The sequence below is a fragment of the Aliiroseovarius conchicola genome, from assembly GCF_041403445.1.
Lineage (GTDB): Bacteria > Pseudomonadota > Alphaproteobacteria > Rhodobacterales > Rhodobacteraceae > Aliiroseovarius > Aliiroseovarius conchicola.
In genome coordinates, this window is the sequence record NZ_JBGEHL010000001.1 from 244,442 (window position 1) to 260,301 (window position 15,860).

Genomic DNA, 15,860 nt, shown 5'->3' on the forward strand with positions numbered 1-15,860 from the left:
AGTCTCCGCTCTGCGACGGGCAGCGCAACGATTGCGATGCAAGCCGACAGCCATTAACAAAGTCATCACCACCATGTTCTGTGCCATCGCGCATTGTCCAGCAAGAAAGGTCCGCCAATGAAAATGTTCGTGGGACTTGGGAATCCCGGTCCGAAATACGCCGGCAATCGTCACAATATTGGCTTCATGGCGCTGGACCGCATCGCTCAGGATCACGGATTTGCTCCGTGGAGGGGCAAGTTTCAGGGCGCTTTGACCGAGGGCCGCTTGGGGCGCGAGAAAGTGCTTTTGCTTAAACCCGAGACCTTCATGAATTTGTCTGGTCAATCAGTCGGAGAGGCGATGCGCTTTTATAAGCTAACCCCCGACGACATCATCGTTTTCCATGATGAATTGGACCTCGCCCCTGGAAAATGTCGCGTAAAGACCGGCGGGGGTCACGCGGGTCACAACGGGCTTCGCTCTCTTCACGCGCATATCGGGGCGGAGTACATGCGTGTACGGATGGGAATTGGGCATCCGGGCAACAAAAATGCAGTGTCGTCCTACGTTCTCCGGGATTTTGCCAAGGCGGATGCGGATTGGTTAGAGGATGTGTTGTCCGGCTGTTCGGACGGCGCTGGAGATCTGGCGGATGGGGACAGCGGCAGGTTCATGAACGCTATTGGAAGACGCGTGAACCCGCCACGTTCATCGACCTCAGAACCCAAGCCCAAGGCAGATCGCGCGCCAGCTGACAAATCCGCGCCGAGAGAGCCCACCAAGGATACCCGAAGCCCGCTGCAAAAACTGATGGATAAGTTTTCGTGACCCTGAACGAAGCCTTTGCGTTTCAGGCCGAGAGCAACCGACACCTAGGGTCGCCTTTTACCGGTCGTGTCCTTGATCTGTTGGCCAAACGGCTGGAACCTGGCACGCCGCTAACCGACCGCATGTTCGATTGGCAGGGCGATATCGGACCCAGTGGGCATTCCCTGCCCTTACGTTTCTTAGCGGGCTTGCATGCCTTGGTTCTTACGAGCGCCTGCCCAGAGCTGGTGGCCGTTTATCCACCAAACGAGGTTGCAGACAACGCGGTGCTCTGGGCCGCGATTGATCTGGCGATGACCGCCCATTCTGATCACCTGGACCACTGGCTTGATAACCCACCGCAAACGAACGAGGTTCGCCGCGCCGCTGTTCTGATTGCCGCCGGGCATTGGCTGGCTGGACAGTATGACCGACCCATCCAGATGTTCGAATTGGGGGCAAGTGCTGGGTTGAACCTCATGTGGGATCAGTTCGCACTGAAGCTGCCCACTGGCACACTGGGGCCAACCAATCCGATCATCACGCTGGACCCTGACTGGTCCGGCGATTTGCCATCGGGACCGACCCCTACCATCATAGACCGTGGCGGTGTTGACCTTAAGCCTGTCGATGTCAGCAACCCGGATGACGCGCTTCGATTGATCTCATACCTGTGGGCTGACCAGCCTGAGCGGTTGGCTAGAACGCGGGCAGTTGTCGCTGCGCTGGATGCGCAAGTTGATGCAGGCGACGCCGCAGAGTGGCTTGAGGCCAAGTTGGCATCCGTCTCGCCGGATCACCTGACTTTGGTGTATCACACAATCGCTTGGCAGTACTTCCCGCACGAAACCCAGCTGCGTTGCACCGCTGCGATCAAAGCCGCCGCCCATAATGGCCCGATAGCCCATCTCGCGATGGAAGCGGACAAGACCGAAGGGCGCGGCGCGGGCCTGACCCTAACGCTCTGGCCAGAGGGTCGAAAGTTGACGTTGGGTCGTGTCGATTTCCATGGACGTTGGGTGGATTGGACGGCACCTTAACCTCAAATTCGGAGGTCCCATGCGCAAATTCCTCAAACGCTCGTTGCAAATCCTGCTGGTCATCGTCGTCGTACTTGCCCTCGCAGGCATCTGGAAACGCGAAGAAATTGGCAGATTGCTGGCGGTAAACTCGCTCTTCTCAGAGGAAAAGATCGTCCAGAACTTTTCCCACATGGATCGCGCGTTTCTGACGAAGGAACTATCACGAGGTGACGGACCTGTCTCGGACCTACCCGCTGGCGCGCCAATCTTGTTGCCTGCCGGGGCGGAGCAGTGGATCAAGGACCGGGATGTGGCATCGTTGGTAGTCCTGAAGGATGGCAAGCTTCGCTATGAAGATTACTTCTTGGGCACCAATCCCGACGACCGCCGGATCAGTTGGTCCGTCGCCAAAAGCTTCTTGTCTGCCCTGACCGGTATTGTGGTCGCAGAGGGGGCAATCGCCTCGCTTGATGACCCGGTGGAAAAATATGTGCCCGAGCTGAATGGAAGTGCCTATGAGGGCGCCACGATCCGCAATGTGCTCAATATGTCCTCTGGCGTGGTCTTCAACGAAGACTATCTGGACTTCAACTCTGACATCAATCGCATGGGTCGTGTGTTGGCACTTGGCCAATCCATGGACGAGTTCGCCGCGGGCTTGACCGAGACTTTCGCAGACCCCGGCGAGACATGGAAATATGTCTCGATCGACACGCATATCATCAGCATGGTGATCCGAGGAGCAACGGGGAAATCGATCCCTGAATTGTTGGAAACTCGCATCATTGAACCCATGGGGTTAGAGGCCGATCCCTATTACCTGACCGACGGCTACGGGGTGGCCTTTGTACTTGGCGGTCTGAATCTGACGACCCGTGATTATGCCCGTTTTGGACAAATGTTCTTACAGGATGGGCAGTGGAACGGTCGTTAGATCGTCCCGGCAGATTGGGTCGCGGCGTCGACCGCACCTTCTGCCCGAACGGCGGATGGTGAACAGAAATACGGCTATCAATGGTGGATGGCCCCGGACGCGCCGGACGGCGAATATTTCGGGCGCGGCATTTATGGCCAGTACATCTATGTCGACACGGGTCGCGACGTGGTGATTGCCACGAATGGTGCGGATCGCAAATTTCGCGAGGATGGCGTCAATGACGCCAACATCGCTATGTTCCGCGAGATCGCAGCGTCGATGGACTAGTCTAGTCCGCGCTGCGCCCTTCAGTGTCAGACATATCGAAGCCCAGATACTTAGCGACGGTGAATATATCCTTGTCGCCCCGCCCACACATATTCATGCAAATGATGTGATCTTTGGGCAGTTCTGGTGCGATCTTGGCCACATGCGCCAGCGCGTGACAGGGTTCGAGCGCCGGGATAATACCCTCGGTCTCGCAACACAGCTGGAACGCATCCAAAGCTTCCTTGTCAGTGATCGAAACGTACTCGGCCCGCCCAATTTCGTGTAGCCAGCTATGTTCAGGACCGATCCCCGGATAATCCAGCCCTGCCGAAATCGAGTAGCCGTCGAGGATCTGCCCGTCATCGTCCTGCAGAAGGAACGTTCGGTTGCCATGCAACACCCCCGGACGACCACCTGTCAGTGACGCGCAGTGTTCCATATCGTCGTTCACACCTTTGCCACCGGCCTCGACGCCAATGATGTTTACGCTTTTATCATCAAGGAACGGATGGAACAGGCCGATCGCGTTTGAACCCCCACCAATCGCAGCGATGATTGTATCCGGCAGTCGACCTTCGGCGGCTTGCATCTGCTCTTTGGCCTCTTTGCCGATGATCGACTGAAAGTCGCGGACCATGGCGGGATACGGGTGCGGGCCAGCCGCGGTGCCGATGCAATAGAACGTGTCAGCGACATTCGTCACCCAGTCCCGCAGCGCGTCGTTCATCGCGTCTTTCAACGTACCCCGACCACTTTCGACCGCGATCACTTCGGCACCCAGAAGGCGCATGCGGAACACGTTCGGGGCCTGGCGCTGCACATCATGCGCACCCATGTAAACAATGCACTTCAAGCCGAACTTGGCGCAAACGGTGGCAGTCGCGACGCCATGCTGTCCAGCGCCCGTTTCCGCGATGATCCGGGTCTTGCCCATGCGCCGCGCCAGCAAAATTTGCCCGAGCACATTGTTGATCTTGTGTGCACCGGTATGGTTCAGTTCGTCACGCTTCATATAGACCTTGGCACCCCCAAGGCGCTGGGTCAGACCCTCGGCGAAGTATAGCGGGCTCGGACGACCAACGTAATGGGTCCACAAATGCTGCATCTCGGCCCAGAAACTGTCATCGGTCTTGGCATTCTCGTACTCGGCCTCAAGGTCGAGGATCAGAGGCATCAGGGTCTCCGAGACGAACCGCCCGCCGAAATCCCCAAACCGTCCCTTTTCATCGGGACCATTCATGAAGCTGTTGAATAGATCGTTGGCCATAGTGCCCCCAGAGAGCTGCGTGTTTCAGCCCTGAATAAAAGGGCCCGGCCAGCATTGCCAGCGGTTTTTACGTGTCACGCTGTGTTGTATCACGCGCCTTGATCCGGCGTCGGATTTCCCCGCGCAACCGCAAATTGTCACGAAGCTGCCGTTTATCCTGTATCTCAAGGAACAAAAGCGTTGCCAAAGCACCAATCAAAGCTGCTCCCATCTCGAATAATACATCGACAAAAACCGAGTTGATCAATGCATCAAGCCTGTCTGGCAGTTTTACTGCAATCAGCTTTGACGCCGCAAACAACGCTATCGCAAGGACAAGAAGGATGGCCAGACGCCCAAGCCGAAATGTTGTGCGCTGATCCAGAACCGAAAGTTCTTCGGGGTGTTCGCGAAAAAAATCAACGTCAGCATCTGTAAGTTCATAGCGATGATCATACAATATGCGTTCGTCGGGGAGCACATCTTCAAGACCTGATTGATCATCACCATGCATGCTCAGACCGCAGTCGCATTTTTTATGAATGCGCGGATCAGATCGGCGTCCTTCTGGCCGGGCGCGGTTTCAACCCCGGACGAGACATCAACCTGCTTCGCCCCGGTCAGGCGCGCAGCCTCAGCGACGTTTTCGGGCGTCAGCCCACCTGCCAACATCCACGGACACGGCCAGTATTTCCTTTGCACCAGGCGCCAATCGAACGGCACGCCGTTGCCGCCAGGCAAATCCGCGCCCTTAGGGGCTTTCGCGTCGATCAACAGTTGATCCGCCACCCCCGCAAAACGCTGGATCTGGCCGACATCGTCTGGCCCCCCGATCCCGATCGCCTTCATCACTGGCAAACCGAAGCGCGCCTTCACTTCAGCAACACGCTCAGGTGTCTCAGAGCCGTGAAGCTGGATCATATCGGTGGTCGTGTCAGCAACGATCCTCGCGATCCCTTCATCTGGCATGTCCACAACAAGGGCCACCTTGGCCACGCCAACAGGTACGTCCAGCATCAAAGCCGCCGCCTGTTCGACGGTTACGGACCGAGGACTTTTTGGGAAAAAGTTGAACCCGATATAGCGCGCACCCGCCTGCGCGGACGCAAGGATATCGTGCCGGTCTTTCAACCCGCAGATTTTCACGTTTACGCTCATTGTTACTCAGCTCGCGTCGTCGATCAGGGCAAGCACATCGTCGCCCGTGTTGGGCTTGGGCGCCCCTCGAAGCGTTTTAACCTCGTGTGCAAGTTGGTCGCGCTCTTTGCGGGTACGTGCCCCTTCTGCACGGATTTTGTGTTCGCGCAGCCATTCCCAAATGAATCCGATCAAAATGCCCGCAATCACACCGGCGAATATAACAACGAACAGGGGAAGGGTCAGTGACCAACTCCACCCCAAAAAGCCCGACAGCTCTTTGGGTAGCAAATTCAGCGTGACCGTATCACGGTTCGCCAAAGCCACAGTGATCAGAGCAACCCCAAGGGTCGCTAAAAAAGCATAACGGATGTACCGCATAGAAACCTCTTACTTGCCGTTTAAACGGTCCCGAAGAAGTTTGCCGGTTTTAAAGAAAGGCACGTGCTTCTCCTCAACGCTGACCGACTCACCTGTTCGGGGATTACGCCCCACTCGAGCATCCCGCTTCTTGACAGAAAATGCGCCAAAGCCGCGCAGTTCGACCCGGTCTCCCTTGGCCATCGCCTCGATAATTTCTTCAAAAATCGTGTTCACGATGCGCTCAACGTCGCGCTGATAAAGGTGCGGGTTTTCGTCCGCGATCTTCTGGATCAGTTCCGATCGGATCATTCTGGCCCCCCAAATTGGCTATGTAATGGATTTTGCATCCTTATTCCGTTGGATTATAGGAGCAAACCGACGCGCGAGATACAAGCATTGCTGCATCAAGTGGGTGAATTTGATGCAATTCTCGCCATTTTTGGGGGTTTTCGGGCGCGATGCCGCAACGGCAAATGGCCCAACTCTGGTCAAAGCGCGGTTGTTGCAGTGCAGCACAGCAGATTGATTCGAAACAAAACGGCCCCGTACAAGGTACGAGGCCGTTTCGAGTTTCAGCGGTGTCAGACTTAGTCGTCTTGCTTCAAAGCCGCACCAAGAATGTCGCCCAACGACGCGCCCGAGTCCGAGGAACCGTACTGTGCGACGGCTTCTTTTTCTTCGGCGATTTCGCGTGCTTTGATCGACAGACCAAGGCGGCGCGTTTTCGCATCAATGTTGGTTACGCGAACGTCCATCTTGTCACCGACCTGGAAGCGCTCTGGGCGCTGCTCGGCACGGTCACGCGACAGGTCCGAGCGACGGATGAAGGATTTCATGCCTTCATACTCGACTTCGATGCCGCCATCTTCGATGGATGTCACTTCAACAGTCACAATCGAGCCGCGCTTCACGCCGCCAACTGCATCTGCAAAGGGATCGCCGTCCAAAGCTTTGATCGACAGAGAGATACGCTCTTTGTCGGTGTCAACTTCAGACACAACAGCCTTGACGATGTCGCCTTTCTTGAAGTCCTGAATGGCTTCTTCGCCACGTTGGTCCCAAGAGATGTCCGACAGGTGAACCATGCCGTCGATTTCGCCTTCGAGGCCAATGAACAGACCGAATTCGGTGATGTTTTTGACTTCGCCTTCGACTTCGGTGCCCTCGGGGTGCGTTTCTGCAAACACTTCCCATGGGTTGCGCATAGTCTGTTTCAGGCCGAGAGATACCCGACGCTTGGCGCCGTCGATTTCCAGAACCATAACTTCGACTTCTTGGCTCGTGGACACGATTTTGCCTGGGTGAACGTTCTTCTTCGTCCAAGACATTTCTGAAACGTGTACCAGACCTTCAACACCCGGCTCCAGCTCAACAAACGCACCGTAGTCGGTAATGTTGGTCACGCGGCCAGTGTGTGTGCTTTCCAGCGGGTACTTGCCAGCAACCAGATCCCAAGGATCGTCTTGCAGCTGCTTCATACCAAGCGAGATACGGTGGGTTTCTTTGTTGATCTTGATGACTTGAACCTTGATGGTCTCGCCAATTGTCAGGATCTCAGAAGGATGGTTCACACGGCGCCATGCCATGTCGGTGACGTGCAGCAGACCGTCAACACCGCCAAGGTCAACAAACGCACCGTATTCGGTGATGTTTTTGACGACGCCGTCAACTGCTTGGCCTTCGGTCAGGTTGCCGATGACTTCAGCACGCTGTTCCGCACGCGATTCTTCCAAGATAGCGCGACGCGATACAACGATGTTGCCACGGCGACGGTCCATCTTCAGAACCTGGAACGGTTGCTTCAGACCCATCAGAGGGCCAGCGTCACGCACAGGGCGTACATCGACTTGGCTTCCTGGCAGGAACGCAACAGCGCCGCCCAGATCGACCGTGAAGCCGCCTTTGACGCGACCAAAGATTGCGCCTTCGACGCGCTCTTCGTCTGCGTATGCTTTTTCCAGACGATCCCAAGCTTCTTCGCGACGCGCCATCTCACGCGAGATAACAGCTTCGCCGCGGGCGTTTTCAGCCGCGCGAAGGAAGACTTCCACTTCGTCGCCAACAGCGATTTCAGGAGCTTCACCGGGATTTGCGAATTCTTTAATGTCGACGCGGCCTTCCATTTTGTAGCCTACGTCGATGATGGCTTGGCCTGCCTCGATGGCGATGACCTTACCTTTGACAACTGAACCCTCTTCGGGCGTGTCCATTTCGAAGCTTTCGTTCAGGAGGGCTTCGAATTCCTCCATGGTTGCTTTAGCGCACATATGCGTTTTGTTCCTTTACAAGTTCTATTCGGGCCATGCGGTTGTCTCCGCAGGTCTTGGATTGTCCAATTTGGTCAACAAGTTAGCCGCAAAACAAAGAGGGCCGGCATGTCCGACCCTGCTCGTATCTTTGTTATCGCGGTGTATTCACCTTATCGACAAGGGCGGGGATTACGCGGATTCTGTCAATAAAGCAAGGGGTTTCAAAGCGGAACGCCCTTCTTGGTAAGCTCGTCTAAAAGCTCTTGTTGCAACGCGCTGCTGTCACCGCCCCCAAACTGTATACCCCCGCCGGAAAATGCCGTCCCGAAGCTACGTGCGGCATTAATCGTCTGTGCGAGTCCCGAGACCAACTCTCGCGTTTCCAGCGGTGACAAGGGGTGAATGAATACTGACCAGATCTGACCACTTGCAACGGCATAGCGGGCATCCAGCACTGCGTCGAAATTTGCCTGTAACAACCGCATCTGCGTCTCTTCATCCAGTGCATCAGCCGGGCCTATTCGCACCATTGCACGCATCCGATCTGCTGCTGGGTCGGTGAAGACAAGAACGGGCACATCGCTTATCTTCAACTGGAAACCAAGCCCTTCGGGCTGCAGTTCGGGATCAATCGCGAACAGAATGCCGCCCAGTCGTTCATACGTCATAGGAAGTTCAGATTGCTGTGGTCTTTCTTGAGCAATGCCCTGCCCCGCACTTGCAATTCCAAGTGCCAGCAACAGTCCACATATCCACGAATAACGCATAAGCATCTCCTTCCCTTCAAAGCTAGAAGATCAGATGCTCAATTGCGATGCACAGCTTGGTGAGCGCGCCGTTAACGGTGCTGCTCGATTTCAGCCACAGCCTTTGCAACCGCTTCGTCAATCGACATCTCAGATGTATCGATAATCATCGCATCGTTTGCCGGTTTTAGGGGCGCCTCGGCCCGCTCGCTATCGCGTTTGTCGCGGGCGATTACGTCGGCCAATACCTGCTCGCGCGTATCGCCCTGACCTTTTTCACTCAGCTCCAGATACCGCCTTTCGGCGCGCACTTCTGCACTGGCGGTAACAAAGAGCTTCACTTCAGCCTCCGGGCAAATGACCGTGCCAATATCGCGCCCATCAAGGACGGCGCCTTCGTCACGGGCGGCAAAGTCACGCTGGAACAGTACGAGAGCGGCGCGAACGTCAGCCAGTACCGCAACCCGGCTTGCCGCTTGTGCCACCTCGGACGTACGAAGGTCACCGTGCAAGTCCTCAGGTGTCAATGTCTTGGCGGCTTGAACCGGATCGTCGCCCGCCAGAACTTTGGCACCGACAGCCCGGTACAACAGGCCCGTGTCCAAATGGGCAAACCCGAAATGTTCGGCAATTGCCTTGGAGATCGTCCCCTTTCCGGCCGCAGCGGGTCCGTCTATCGCAACTGTGAACTTCATTGTACTTGCCTCCTCCAGCGCCGCCATCCAGCCAAGATCAACCCAATAATTAAGATCGAAAGCGCCATCGTCACTGCTGCTGACTTAAGCACGGTGAATAGTGCGGCGATAGACACAACTTCCTCGTCAATCCCGCCTGCTCCAAGACGCAATAGATCTGCGACAGCGATGTTTTCGTTCCAATCAAAAACCGCCGCTAGCATCGCTAAGAACGAGAACCCAACCGCCCAGCGCCTTGGAAATAGTAGGAAATACGAAAGTACCAGCGACACGGCCAACAGGCCGGGATAAAACGTATCAAGCCAGTGCTGCGCACCCAAATATTGGGCCCGTCCGGTTTCCCCCAGCGCCGATAAGAACGCCCGGGCCTCGTTTGCGGAATAACCGGTTGGACGCAGATCAAAGGGCATCAACCCATTTGCGTCGTTCGATATGATGGGAAGCGACCACAAAACAATTGTCAGATAGACCACTATGGTCGCTGCAAACACCGCCCAAAAGATGCGCTTTAGGATCACGCGTTGTTACGCACGATCTGTGCACCCAGTCCGGCCATCAAGGGCTCAAACACCGGGAAGCTGGTCGCAATTGGGCCGCCGTCATCCAGATGGATCGGCTTTTGCGCGGCCATACCAAGGCAGGCGAAGCTCATGGCGATCCGGTGATCAAGCGCCGTGGCGACCGTCGCACCACCCGGCACCGCTTCTGGGCCAAGGCCTTCGACCGACCACCAATCCTCACCCTCGTCGACGGTGACACCCGCCGCGCGCAGGCCCTTGGCCATCGCGTCGATCCGGTCACTCTCTTTCACGCGCAACTCGTGCACCCCAGGCATGTCGGTTTTGCCGGTCGCAAACGACGCGACCACTGACAGGATCGGGTACTCGTCGATCATACTGGCGGCGCGTTCAGGCGGAACGGTGATGCCCTTCATGTTGGGCGAGTAACGCGCGCGCAGGTCTGCAACGGGTTCTCCGCCTTCGGTGCGCTCATTTTCAAACGTCAGGTCTGCGCCCATGTCTTGCAGCGTGAAAAACAGTCCCGCGCGGGTCGGGTTTAACCCGATGTTTGGCACCAACACGTCCGAGCCGGGCACAATCAAAGCCGCACAAACCGGGAAGGCCGCCGAACTTGGGTCACGTGGCACAACGATAGTTTGGGGTTGCAGCTCAGGCTGGCCGGTCAGAGTGATCTTGTGGCCTTCGTCTGTGTCCTCGACTGTGATGTCAGCCCCAAATCCTGCCAACATCCGTTCGGTATGGTCGCGGGTGGCTTCCTTTTCGATCACCACAGTTTGGCCGGGCACGTTCAGCCCCGCCAGCAGCACCGCTGATTTGACCTGAGCCGACGCCATTGGCGTCGTATAGGTCACATTTACAGGTTCGCGCGCGCCCACGATGGTCATCGGAATGCGCCCGCCGTCGCGACCATAGCTTGCCGCGCCAAAGAGTGCGATCGGGTCGGTTACTCGGCCCATAGGGCGCGAGCGAAGCGACGCATCGCCAGTAAAGGTCGCCGTAATCGGAGATGTTGCCATCGCCCCCATGATCAGCCGTACCCCAGTGCCGGCGTTGCCGCAGTCAATGACGTCTTCGGGTTCGGCAAAGCCGCCAACACCGACGCCATTCACCCGCCATTCGCCTTCACCAAGCCGCTCCACATCTGCCCCGAAGGCACGCATGGCATCCGCTGTCCCCAGCACATCTTCGCCCTCAAGCAGCCCGGTAATTTGTGTTTCGCCCACCGCCATCGCCCCAAGGATCAAGGATCGATGACTGATTGATTTATCGCCGGGCACGCGAGCCTCGCCTTTCAACGGGCCACACTTGCGCGATGTCATGGGGATGGCGGGACCGTGTCCGGACATGAGTATACTCCTGTAATCTGCGATTTCTGATAGCGCAGACATTGGCGCGAAACCAGACCCCGTTGTGTCAGATACGACGGAATGTCAGATAATGCGGCGTTCGATCTTCACGCAGGGCTTTTTGCTCGTACCGGGTTGAGATCCAATCACCCCAAGGCTCACGCCAATCGGCTGGCCGCTCGCCCAGCCACTCGAAACCCGCGCGCGGCACTTCTTCGAGCGTTTGGCGCACATAATCGGGAATATCAGTGGCCACGCGAAACTCAGCACCGGGTTTCAGGACACGGTAGAACGGCTCAAGATATTCGGGTGTAACAAAGCGGCGGCGGTGGTGCTTTTTCTTGGGCCATGGGTCCGGATACAGCAAGAACGCTTTGTCGATGCTTTCATCGGGGAGCACATCGAAAAGGTCACGTACATCGCCGGGATGGACTGCGACATTCTCGCAGCCAGCTTGGCGGATTTTACCCAGCAGCATCGCGACGCCGTTGATGTAAGGCTCGCAGCCGATGATCCCGATATCAGGATTGCTCGCGGCTTGATGTACCATATGCTCGCCCCCGCCGAAGCCGGTTTCAAGCCAGACAGGTTTGTCCCCAAATAAGGCCGTCAGGTCGAGGGGGGATCGATCCGGGTTATCTTCCCACGAGACCGCGCCGGGGCTCAGGGCGGTCAAATCCTCTTCAAGATAGCCTTGCTGGCTTTCGCGCAGGTGCTTGCCCTTGAGGCGGCCGTAGAAATTGCGCCATGGCGCGCCGGATTTGTGGTGGGAGGGAGTATCTTTGGTCATGTCCGCGCCTATGCCGTGCAAAGGGCGGCCGCGTCAAGTGACGGGCCGCCCAATAATCCAAGGTTTGCATACGAAACTGGCTTAGAGTTCTTTTTTCAACACATCGACCAAATCGGTTTTTTCCCAACCAAAACCACCATCTGCATCAGGTTCGCGTCCGAAATGGCCGTACGCGGCGGTGCGTTGGTAGATGGGTTTATTCATACCAAGATGCTCGCGAATGCCGCGTGGGGTCAGGTCCATGACCTGACCGACGGCGCGTTCGATCTCGGCCTCATCAACTTCGCCCGTGCGGTGGGTGTCGACAAGGATCGAAAGGGGATGCGCCACGCCGATGGCGTATGAAAGTTGCAGAGTGCAGCGTTTGGCAAGCCCGGCCGCCACGATATTCTTGGCAAGGTAACGGGCGGCATAAGCGGCAGACCGGTCAACTTTTGTTGGGTCTTTTCCTGAGAACGCACCGCCACCATGGGGGGCGGCACCGCCATAGGTGTCGACGATGATCTTGCGCCCTGTCAGACCCGCGTCACCATCGGGGCCACCGATGACAAATTTACCGGTCGGGTTCACGTGCCATGCGGTCTCATCCGTCAGCCAACCATCGGGCAGCACATCGCGGATGTGAGGCTCGACCGCTGCGCGGACATCGGCAGGGGTCATGCTTGCATCAAGGTGCTGGGTTGACAGAACCAAAGAGGTAACACCTACCGGTGTATCACCCTCATACCGCACAGAGAGCTGCGACTTGCTATCGGGGCCCATCCAGCCTTCGGTGCCGTTTTTGCGCAGTTCAGCAAGGCGACGCAGGATCGCGTGGCTGTAATGTACGGGCGCCGGCATCAAGGCGTCAGTCTCAACCGTCGCGTAGCCAAACATAATACCCTGATCGCCCGCGCCTTCATCTTTGTCATCCGTGGCATCCACGCCTTGCGCGATGTCGGCGGACTGAGCATGAAGATAGCTGTTCACCTTCATGTTGGCCCAATGAAAGCCCTCTTGCTCATACCCGATATCTTTAACGCATTCGCGTGCGATATCTTCAACACGTTGGATCACGCTGGCCGGGCCGCGCACTTCACCACCGATGACAACGCGGTCAGTCGTTGCGAAGGTTTCGCAGGCCACACGGGCCGCCGGGTCTTCGGCTAGAAAGGCATCAAGCACCGCATCCGAGATACGATCACAGACCTTGTCGGGGTGACCTTCGGACACACTCTCCGAAGTGAAAACATGGGATTTACGGGTCATGAAAATTGCTCCATTGGGTTTGCCCGCCACGTCAGGAAGCCGTTGTGGCAGGATTTATACTGGCGTTACAGCGCAACGACGATGCGGTCAATGTGCATTTCGCGAACGACCCGCCAACAGAGCACCAATTGCAACAATCACCAGCATCAATAGCGGCCAATCACCGAACCGCGCAAAGGGCGTCGGCGCGGCTGCGCCGGGCAGGCGCGCATCTATGAAACCCGCCTGCCCCAACGGTATCTCGGCGCGCAAGTCGCCGTGGGCGTCAATCACTGCCGACACGCCAGTATTGGCAACGCGAATGACCGGCAACCCGAACTCAATGGCCCGGAACCGTGCCTGTGCAAGATGCTGGTAGGGCATCGAATACTCGCCAAACCACGCGTCATTGGTGGCGTGCAAAATCCAGTCTGGTCGTTCCGGGGCCGATCGAATGTGCCTTGGGAATATCGCTTCGTAGCAAATTAATGGCAACACCTTACCCGCCGCACCTGTGTCCATCACCCGCGGGCCCGGCCCGGCCGAGTATCCGTGCCCTGCCCGCGCAGCAAAGGCCGAAATGCCAAAGCGTTCCAGCAGATTGCCAAGCGGGATATACTCCCCGAACGGGACGAGGTGATGCTTGTCATAGGTGTTTTGGACCTGGCCCTCCGCGCCCAAAAGGGCGAGGCTGTTGTAGTATCTTGGTTGCTCGCCACGCTGTACGCCGAAGATGACTGGGATGCCATGAGCAGCGTCCGCGATAGCGGCGGTGACGTCTCCGGCCCATTCCAACAGGGTCGGAACTGCCGTCTCAGGCCAAATAATCAAATCAGGTTCAGGCTGGCCAACGGCGGGTGGGGCGGCCGTGTACTCGATCTGTCGAGACACAAAGCTGAACGCATGGTCCGGATTCCACTTCAGATGTTGCGGTGCATTGGGCTGGACGAGGCGCAGCGTGACGTCAGTGTCTTCGGCTAATGTCTGGCCATTACGATAGGTACTTGAAAAGTAAGCCAGCCCTACAATCGCGACCCAAAGGGCCGAGAGCCTTATGGCGCGCATTGTTTCCTGCCTGCTCGCGCGCACGATCTCCGCCAGCAAAATCGCCACCAAGAGCGTCAATGCGCCAAGACCGCTTGCACCCAGATAGGCCGCGAGCGGTGCAAAGGGCGTGTCGATCCAGATATGACCGGGATTGCCCCATGGAAATCCGCCAAACAAGCGCGCGCGCATGTATTCGGCCATGATCAGGGCGAAGGCAACAGCCAGCCACCGATATCTGGGCAGCACGAGGCGGAACATCAGGCCCACAGGGATCGACCAAATCAACGAGAGGCCCGCGGCCATTAGCAACAAGGCGAACGGTGCCATCCACCCATGACGCGCGATGTCGACGAAAAAGGGCTCAACCAGCCACGATAGCGTGACACCGAAATACCCGATGCCCAGCGCCCACGCCCGAAGCGCAGCATGACGTGGCACATCCGCGGCCAATACGACATAACCTCCCGCGGCCAAACCAGCCAGAGTCAAGACGGGAAAGTAAAATGGCGCATGGCCCAGTGCGGCGATACACCCAACAAGAACAGAGACAACCGTCCCCCGGACCCAGGCCCAGCGCGCGTCAGCCATCAGTGGAGGTCGGGATACGCACACGAAGACGCTTGATCCGACGTGGATCGGCGTCGACGACCTCAATTTCTGGGCCTGCTGGGTGGGAAATCACCTCGCCCCGCGCCGGGACGTGACCGGAAAGTACGAAAACAAGCCCGCCGAGCGTGTCGACCTCTTCATCGTCAATGTCATCGCCACAGAGCGGCATGCCAATCTCGGCCTCGAACTCGTCCAACGGCGTTTTCGCCTCAACCAGATAGCAACCGGGCTTTTCCTCGATCCACAAGGCACCCTCTTCCAAGTCGTGCTCGTCCTCGATCTCGCCAATCACCTGTTCGATCAAATCCTCGATCGTGACCAATCCATCAACGCCACCATATTCGTCAATCACCAGCGCCATATGGGTCCGTTCGGTTTGCATTTTCTGCAACAGAACACCAATGGGCATCGAGGGCGGCGCGTAGATCAGCGGGCGCAGCAGCTCACTCAGGACGATGGTGGGCTTTTTGTCCTTCGTCGTCCCATTGAAACCGTAGTTCAACGCCAAATCTTTCAGGTGGACCAGTCCGATGGGCGTATCAAGCGTTCCATCAAAGACCGGAAGACGTGTCAGACCGCTTTCGCGGAACTGCGCGACAAGATCATCCATCCCGATATCAACCGGGACCGAGACGATCTCGGATTTCGGGATCATGACATCTTCTACCCGCATGCGGCGCAGGTTCATCATGCCGGGTGTCGTCAAGGCCAAGGCGCCGTTTGCGGCGGCGGGCGTGTCTTGCGGTACATCCTCTGGTGCATCCGTGGGGCTTAGCGCCCCGATGATGCGGCTGAAAAAGCCGCTTTTTTTGCTCTCGGTTTTACTCAGCGCGCCATGCGCTGCGTTAGAGGAACCCTCTGCGGTGTCGCCCATCTTTCCTTTTCCG

Annotated in this window: 16 protein-coding genes, 1 pseudogene and 1 riboswitch; of the genes and pseudogenes, 3 read left to right on the forward strand and 14 right to left on the reverse strand. The window is 57.2% G+C overall.

Annotated features, from left to right (window positions below; translation table 11 throughout):
• Positions 1-117: 117 nt before the first annotated feature.
• The 3 genes and pseudogenes from pth (at position 118) to V6N04_RS01205 (ending at position 3,015) form a co-directional block, all read left to right on the forward strand.
• The gene (gene pth / locus V6N04_RS01195; RefSeq protein WP_371168287.1) at positions 118-810 is read left to right on the forward strand and encodes an aminoacyl-tRNA hydrolase; all 693 of its coding nucleotides are present in this window, start codon (positions 118-120) and stop codon (positions 808-810) included.
• Positions 807-1,829, forward strand: coding sequence for a DUF2332 domain-containing protein (locus tag V6N04_RS01200; RefSeq protein WP_371168288.1), 1,023 nt, complete (start codon positions 807-809; stop codon positions 1,827-1,829). The genes pth and V6N04_RS01200 overlap by 4 nt, the downstream gene beginning before the upstream one ends.
• 19 nt (positions 1,830-1,848) lie before the next feature.
• A pseudogene (locus V6N04_RS01205) lies at positions 1,849-3,015 on the forward strand (serine hydrolase domain-containing protein).
• A 1-nt stretch (position 3,016) separates the two neighbouring features.
• Here the strand turns inward: V6N04_RS01205 and trpB are convergent.
• The 14 genes from trpB to V6N04_RS01275 form a co-directional block, all read right to left on the reverse strand.
• Positions 3,017-4,264, reverse strand: coding sequence for a tryptophan synthase subunit beta (trpB, locus tag V6N04_RS01210; protein WP_371168289.1), 1,248 nt, complete (start codon positions 4,262-4,264; stop codon positions 3,017-3,019).
• A 67-nt stretch (positions 4,265-4,331) separates the two neighbouring features.
• Positions 4,332-4,757: a hypothetical protein gene (locus tag V6N04_RS01215; protein ID WP_371168290.1), complete on the reverse strand. Its 426-nt coding sequence runs from the start codon at positions 4,755-4,757 to the stop codon at positions 4,332-4,334.
• A gap of 2 nt (positions 4,758-4,759) precedes the next feature.
• The gene (locus tag V6N04_RS01220) at positions 4,760-5,401 is read right to left on the reverse strand and encodes a phosphoribosylanthranilate isomerase (protein ID WP_371168291.1); all 642 of its coding nucleotides are present in this window, start codon (positions 5,399-5,401) and stop codon (positions 4,760-4,762) included.
• 6 nt (positions 5,402-5,407) lie between these two features.
• Positions 5,408-5,761, reverse strand: a complete 354-nt coding sequence (locus tag V6N04_RS01225; RefSeq protein WP_371168292.1) for a LapA family protein — start codon at positions 5,759-5,761, stop codon at positions 5,408-5,410.
• A gap of 9 nt (positions 5,762-5,770) precedes the next feature.
• The gene (gene ihfB / locus V6N04_RS01230; RefSeq protein ID WP_371168293.1) at positions 5,771-6,052 is read right to left on the reverse strand and encodes an integration host factor subunit beta; all 282 of its coding nucleotides are present in this window, start codon (positions 6,050-6,052) and stop codon (positions 5,771-5,773) included.
• Between the two features lie 278 nt (positions 6,053-6,330).
• Positions 6,331-8,010 (reverse strand): 30S ribosomal protein S1, encoded by a 1,680-nt coding sequence (rpsA, locus tag V6N04_RS01235; RefSeq protein ID WP_371168294.1) that lies wholly within the window; start codon positions 8,008-8,010, stop codon positions 6,331-6,333.
• A 203-nt stretch (positions 8,011-8,213) separates the two neighbouring features.
• On the reverse strand, positions 8,214-8,759 hold the full coding sequence (locus V6N04_RS01240) for a hypothetical protein (RefSeq protein ID WP_371168295.1): 546 nt from the start codon (positions 8,757-8,759) through the stop codon (positions 8,214-8,216).
• Between the two features lie 71 nt (positions 8,760-8,830).
• Positions 8,831-9,433 carry a (d)CMP kinase gene (cmk, locus tag V6N04_RS01245; protein ID WP_371168296.1) on the reverse strand — a complete coding sequence of 201 codons (603 nt, stop codon included), beginning with the start codon at positions 9,431-9,433 and terminating at the stop codon, positions 8,831-8,833.
• Positions 9,430-9,951 carry a hypothetical protein gene (locus V6N04_RS01250; RefSeq protein ID WP_371168297.1) on the reverse strand — a complete coding sequence of 174 codons (522 nt, stop codon included), beginning with the start codon at positions 9,949-9,951 and terminating at the stop codon, positions 9,430-9,432. Before V6N04_RS01250 ends, cmk begins: the two co-directional genes overlap by 4 nt.
• A complete protein-coding gene (gene aroA, locus V6N04_RS01255; RefSeq protein WP_371168298.1) occupies positions 9,948-11,300 on the reverse strand; it encodes a 3-phosphoshikimate 1-carboxyvinyltransferase in 1,353 nt (450 codons plus the stop codon). Before aroA ends, V6N04_RS01250 begins: the two co-directional genes overlap by 4 nt.
• Positions 11,301-11,367: 67 nt before the next feature.
• The gene (gene trmB / locus V6N04_RS01260) at positions 11,368-12,090 is read right to left on the reverse strand and encodes a tRNA (guanine(46)-N(7))-methyltransferase TrmB (protein WP_371168299.1); all 723 of its coding nucleotides are present in this window, start codon (positions 12,088-12,090) and stop codon (positions 11,368-11,370) included.
• 81 nt (positions 12,091-12,171) lie between these two features.
• Positions 12,172-13,338, reverse strand: a complete 1,167-nt coding sequence (metK, locus tag V6N04_RS01265; protein WP_371168300.1) for a methionine adenosyltransferase — start codon at positions 13,336-13,338, stop codon at positions 12,172-12,174.
• A 6-nt stretch (positions 13,339-13,344) separates the two neighbouring features.
• A riboswitch (SAM-SAH riboswitch) is annotated at positions 13,345-13,392 on the reverse strand.
• A gap of 33 nt (positions 13,393-13,425) precedes the next feature.
• Positions 13,426-14,952, reverse strand: coding sequence for an apolipoprotein N-acyltransferase (lnt, locus tag V6N04_RS01270; RefSeq protein WP_371168301.1), 1,527 nt, complete (start codon positions 14,950-14,952; stop codon positions 13,426-13,428).
• Positions 14,945-15,847 (reverse strand): hemolysin family protein, encoded by a 903-nt coding sequence (locus V6N04_RS01275; protein WP_371168302.1) that lies wholly within the window; start codon positions 15,845-15,847, stop codon positions 14,945-14,947. Before V6N04_RS01275 ends, lnt begins: the two co-directional genes overlap by 8 nt.
• Positions 15,848-15,860 lie beyond the last annotated feature (13 nt).

Excerpts from the sequence above, each read along its gene's own strand:
- pth (WP_371168287.1), top strand. The coding sequence starts at position 118 with ATGAAAATGTTCGTGGGACTTGGGAATCCCGGTCCGAAATACGCCGGC.
- trpB (WP_371168289.1), bottom strand. The coding sequence starts at position 4,264 with ATGGCCAACGATCTATTCAACAGCTTCATGAATGGTCCCGATGAAAAG.
- V6N04_RS01215 (WP_371168290.1), bottom strand. The coding sequence starts at position 4,757 with ATGCATGGTGATGATCAATCAGGTCTTGAAGATGTGCTCCCCGACGAA.
- V6N04_RS01220 (WP_371168291.1), bottom strand. The coding sequence starts at position 5,401 with ATGAGCGTAAACGTGAAAATCTGCGGGTTGAAAGACCGGCACGATATC.
- V6N04_RS01225 (WP_371168292.1), bottom strand. The coding sequence starts at position 5,761 with ATGCGGTACATCCGTTATGCTTTTTTAGCGACCCTTGGGGTTGCTCTG.
- ihfB (WP_371168293.1), bottom strand. The coding sequence starts at position 6,052 with ATGATCCGATCGGAACTGATCCAGAAGATCGCGGACGAAAACCCGCAC.
- rpsA (WP_371168294.1), bottom strand. The coding sequence starts at position 8,010 with ATGTGCGCTAAAGCAACCATGGAGGAATTCGAAGCCCTCCTGAACGAA.
- V6N04_RS01240 (WP_371168295.1), bottom strand. The coding sequence starts at position 8,759 with ATGCGTTATTCGTGGATATGTGGACTGTTGCTGGCACTTGGAATTGCA.
- cmk (WP_371168296.1), bottom strand. The coding sequence starts at position 9,433 with ATGAAGTTCACAGTTGCGATAGACGGACCCGCTGCGGCCGGAAAGGGG.
- aroA (WP_371168298.1), bottom strand. The coding sequence starts at position 11,300 with ATGTCCGGACACGGTCCCGCCATCCCCATGACATCGCGCAAGTGTGGC.
- trmB (WP_371168299.1), bottom strand. The coding sequence starts at position 12,090 with ATGACCAAAGATACTCCCTCCCACCACAAATCCGGCGCGCCATGGCGC.
- metK (WP_371168300.1), bottom strand. The coding sequence starts at position 13,338 with ATGACCCGTAAATCCCATGTTTTCACTTCGGAGAGTGTGTCCGAAGGT.
- lnt (WP_371168301.1), bottom strand. The coding sequence starts at position 14,952 with ATGGCTGACGCGCGCTGGGCCTGGGTCCGGGGGACGGTTGTCTCTGTT.
- V6N04_RS01275 (WP_371168302.1), bottom strand. The coding sequence starts at position 15,847 with ATGGGCGACACCGCAGAGGGTTCCTCTAACGCAGCGCATGGCGCGCTG.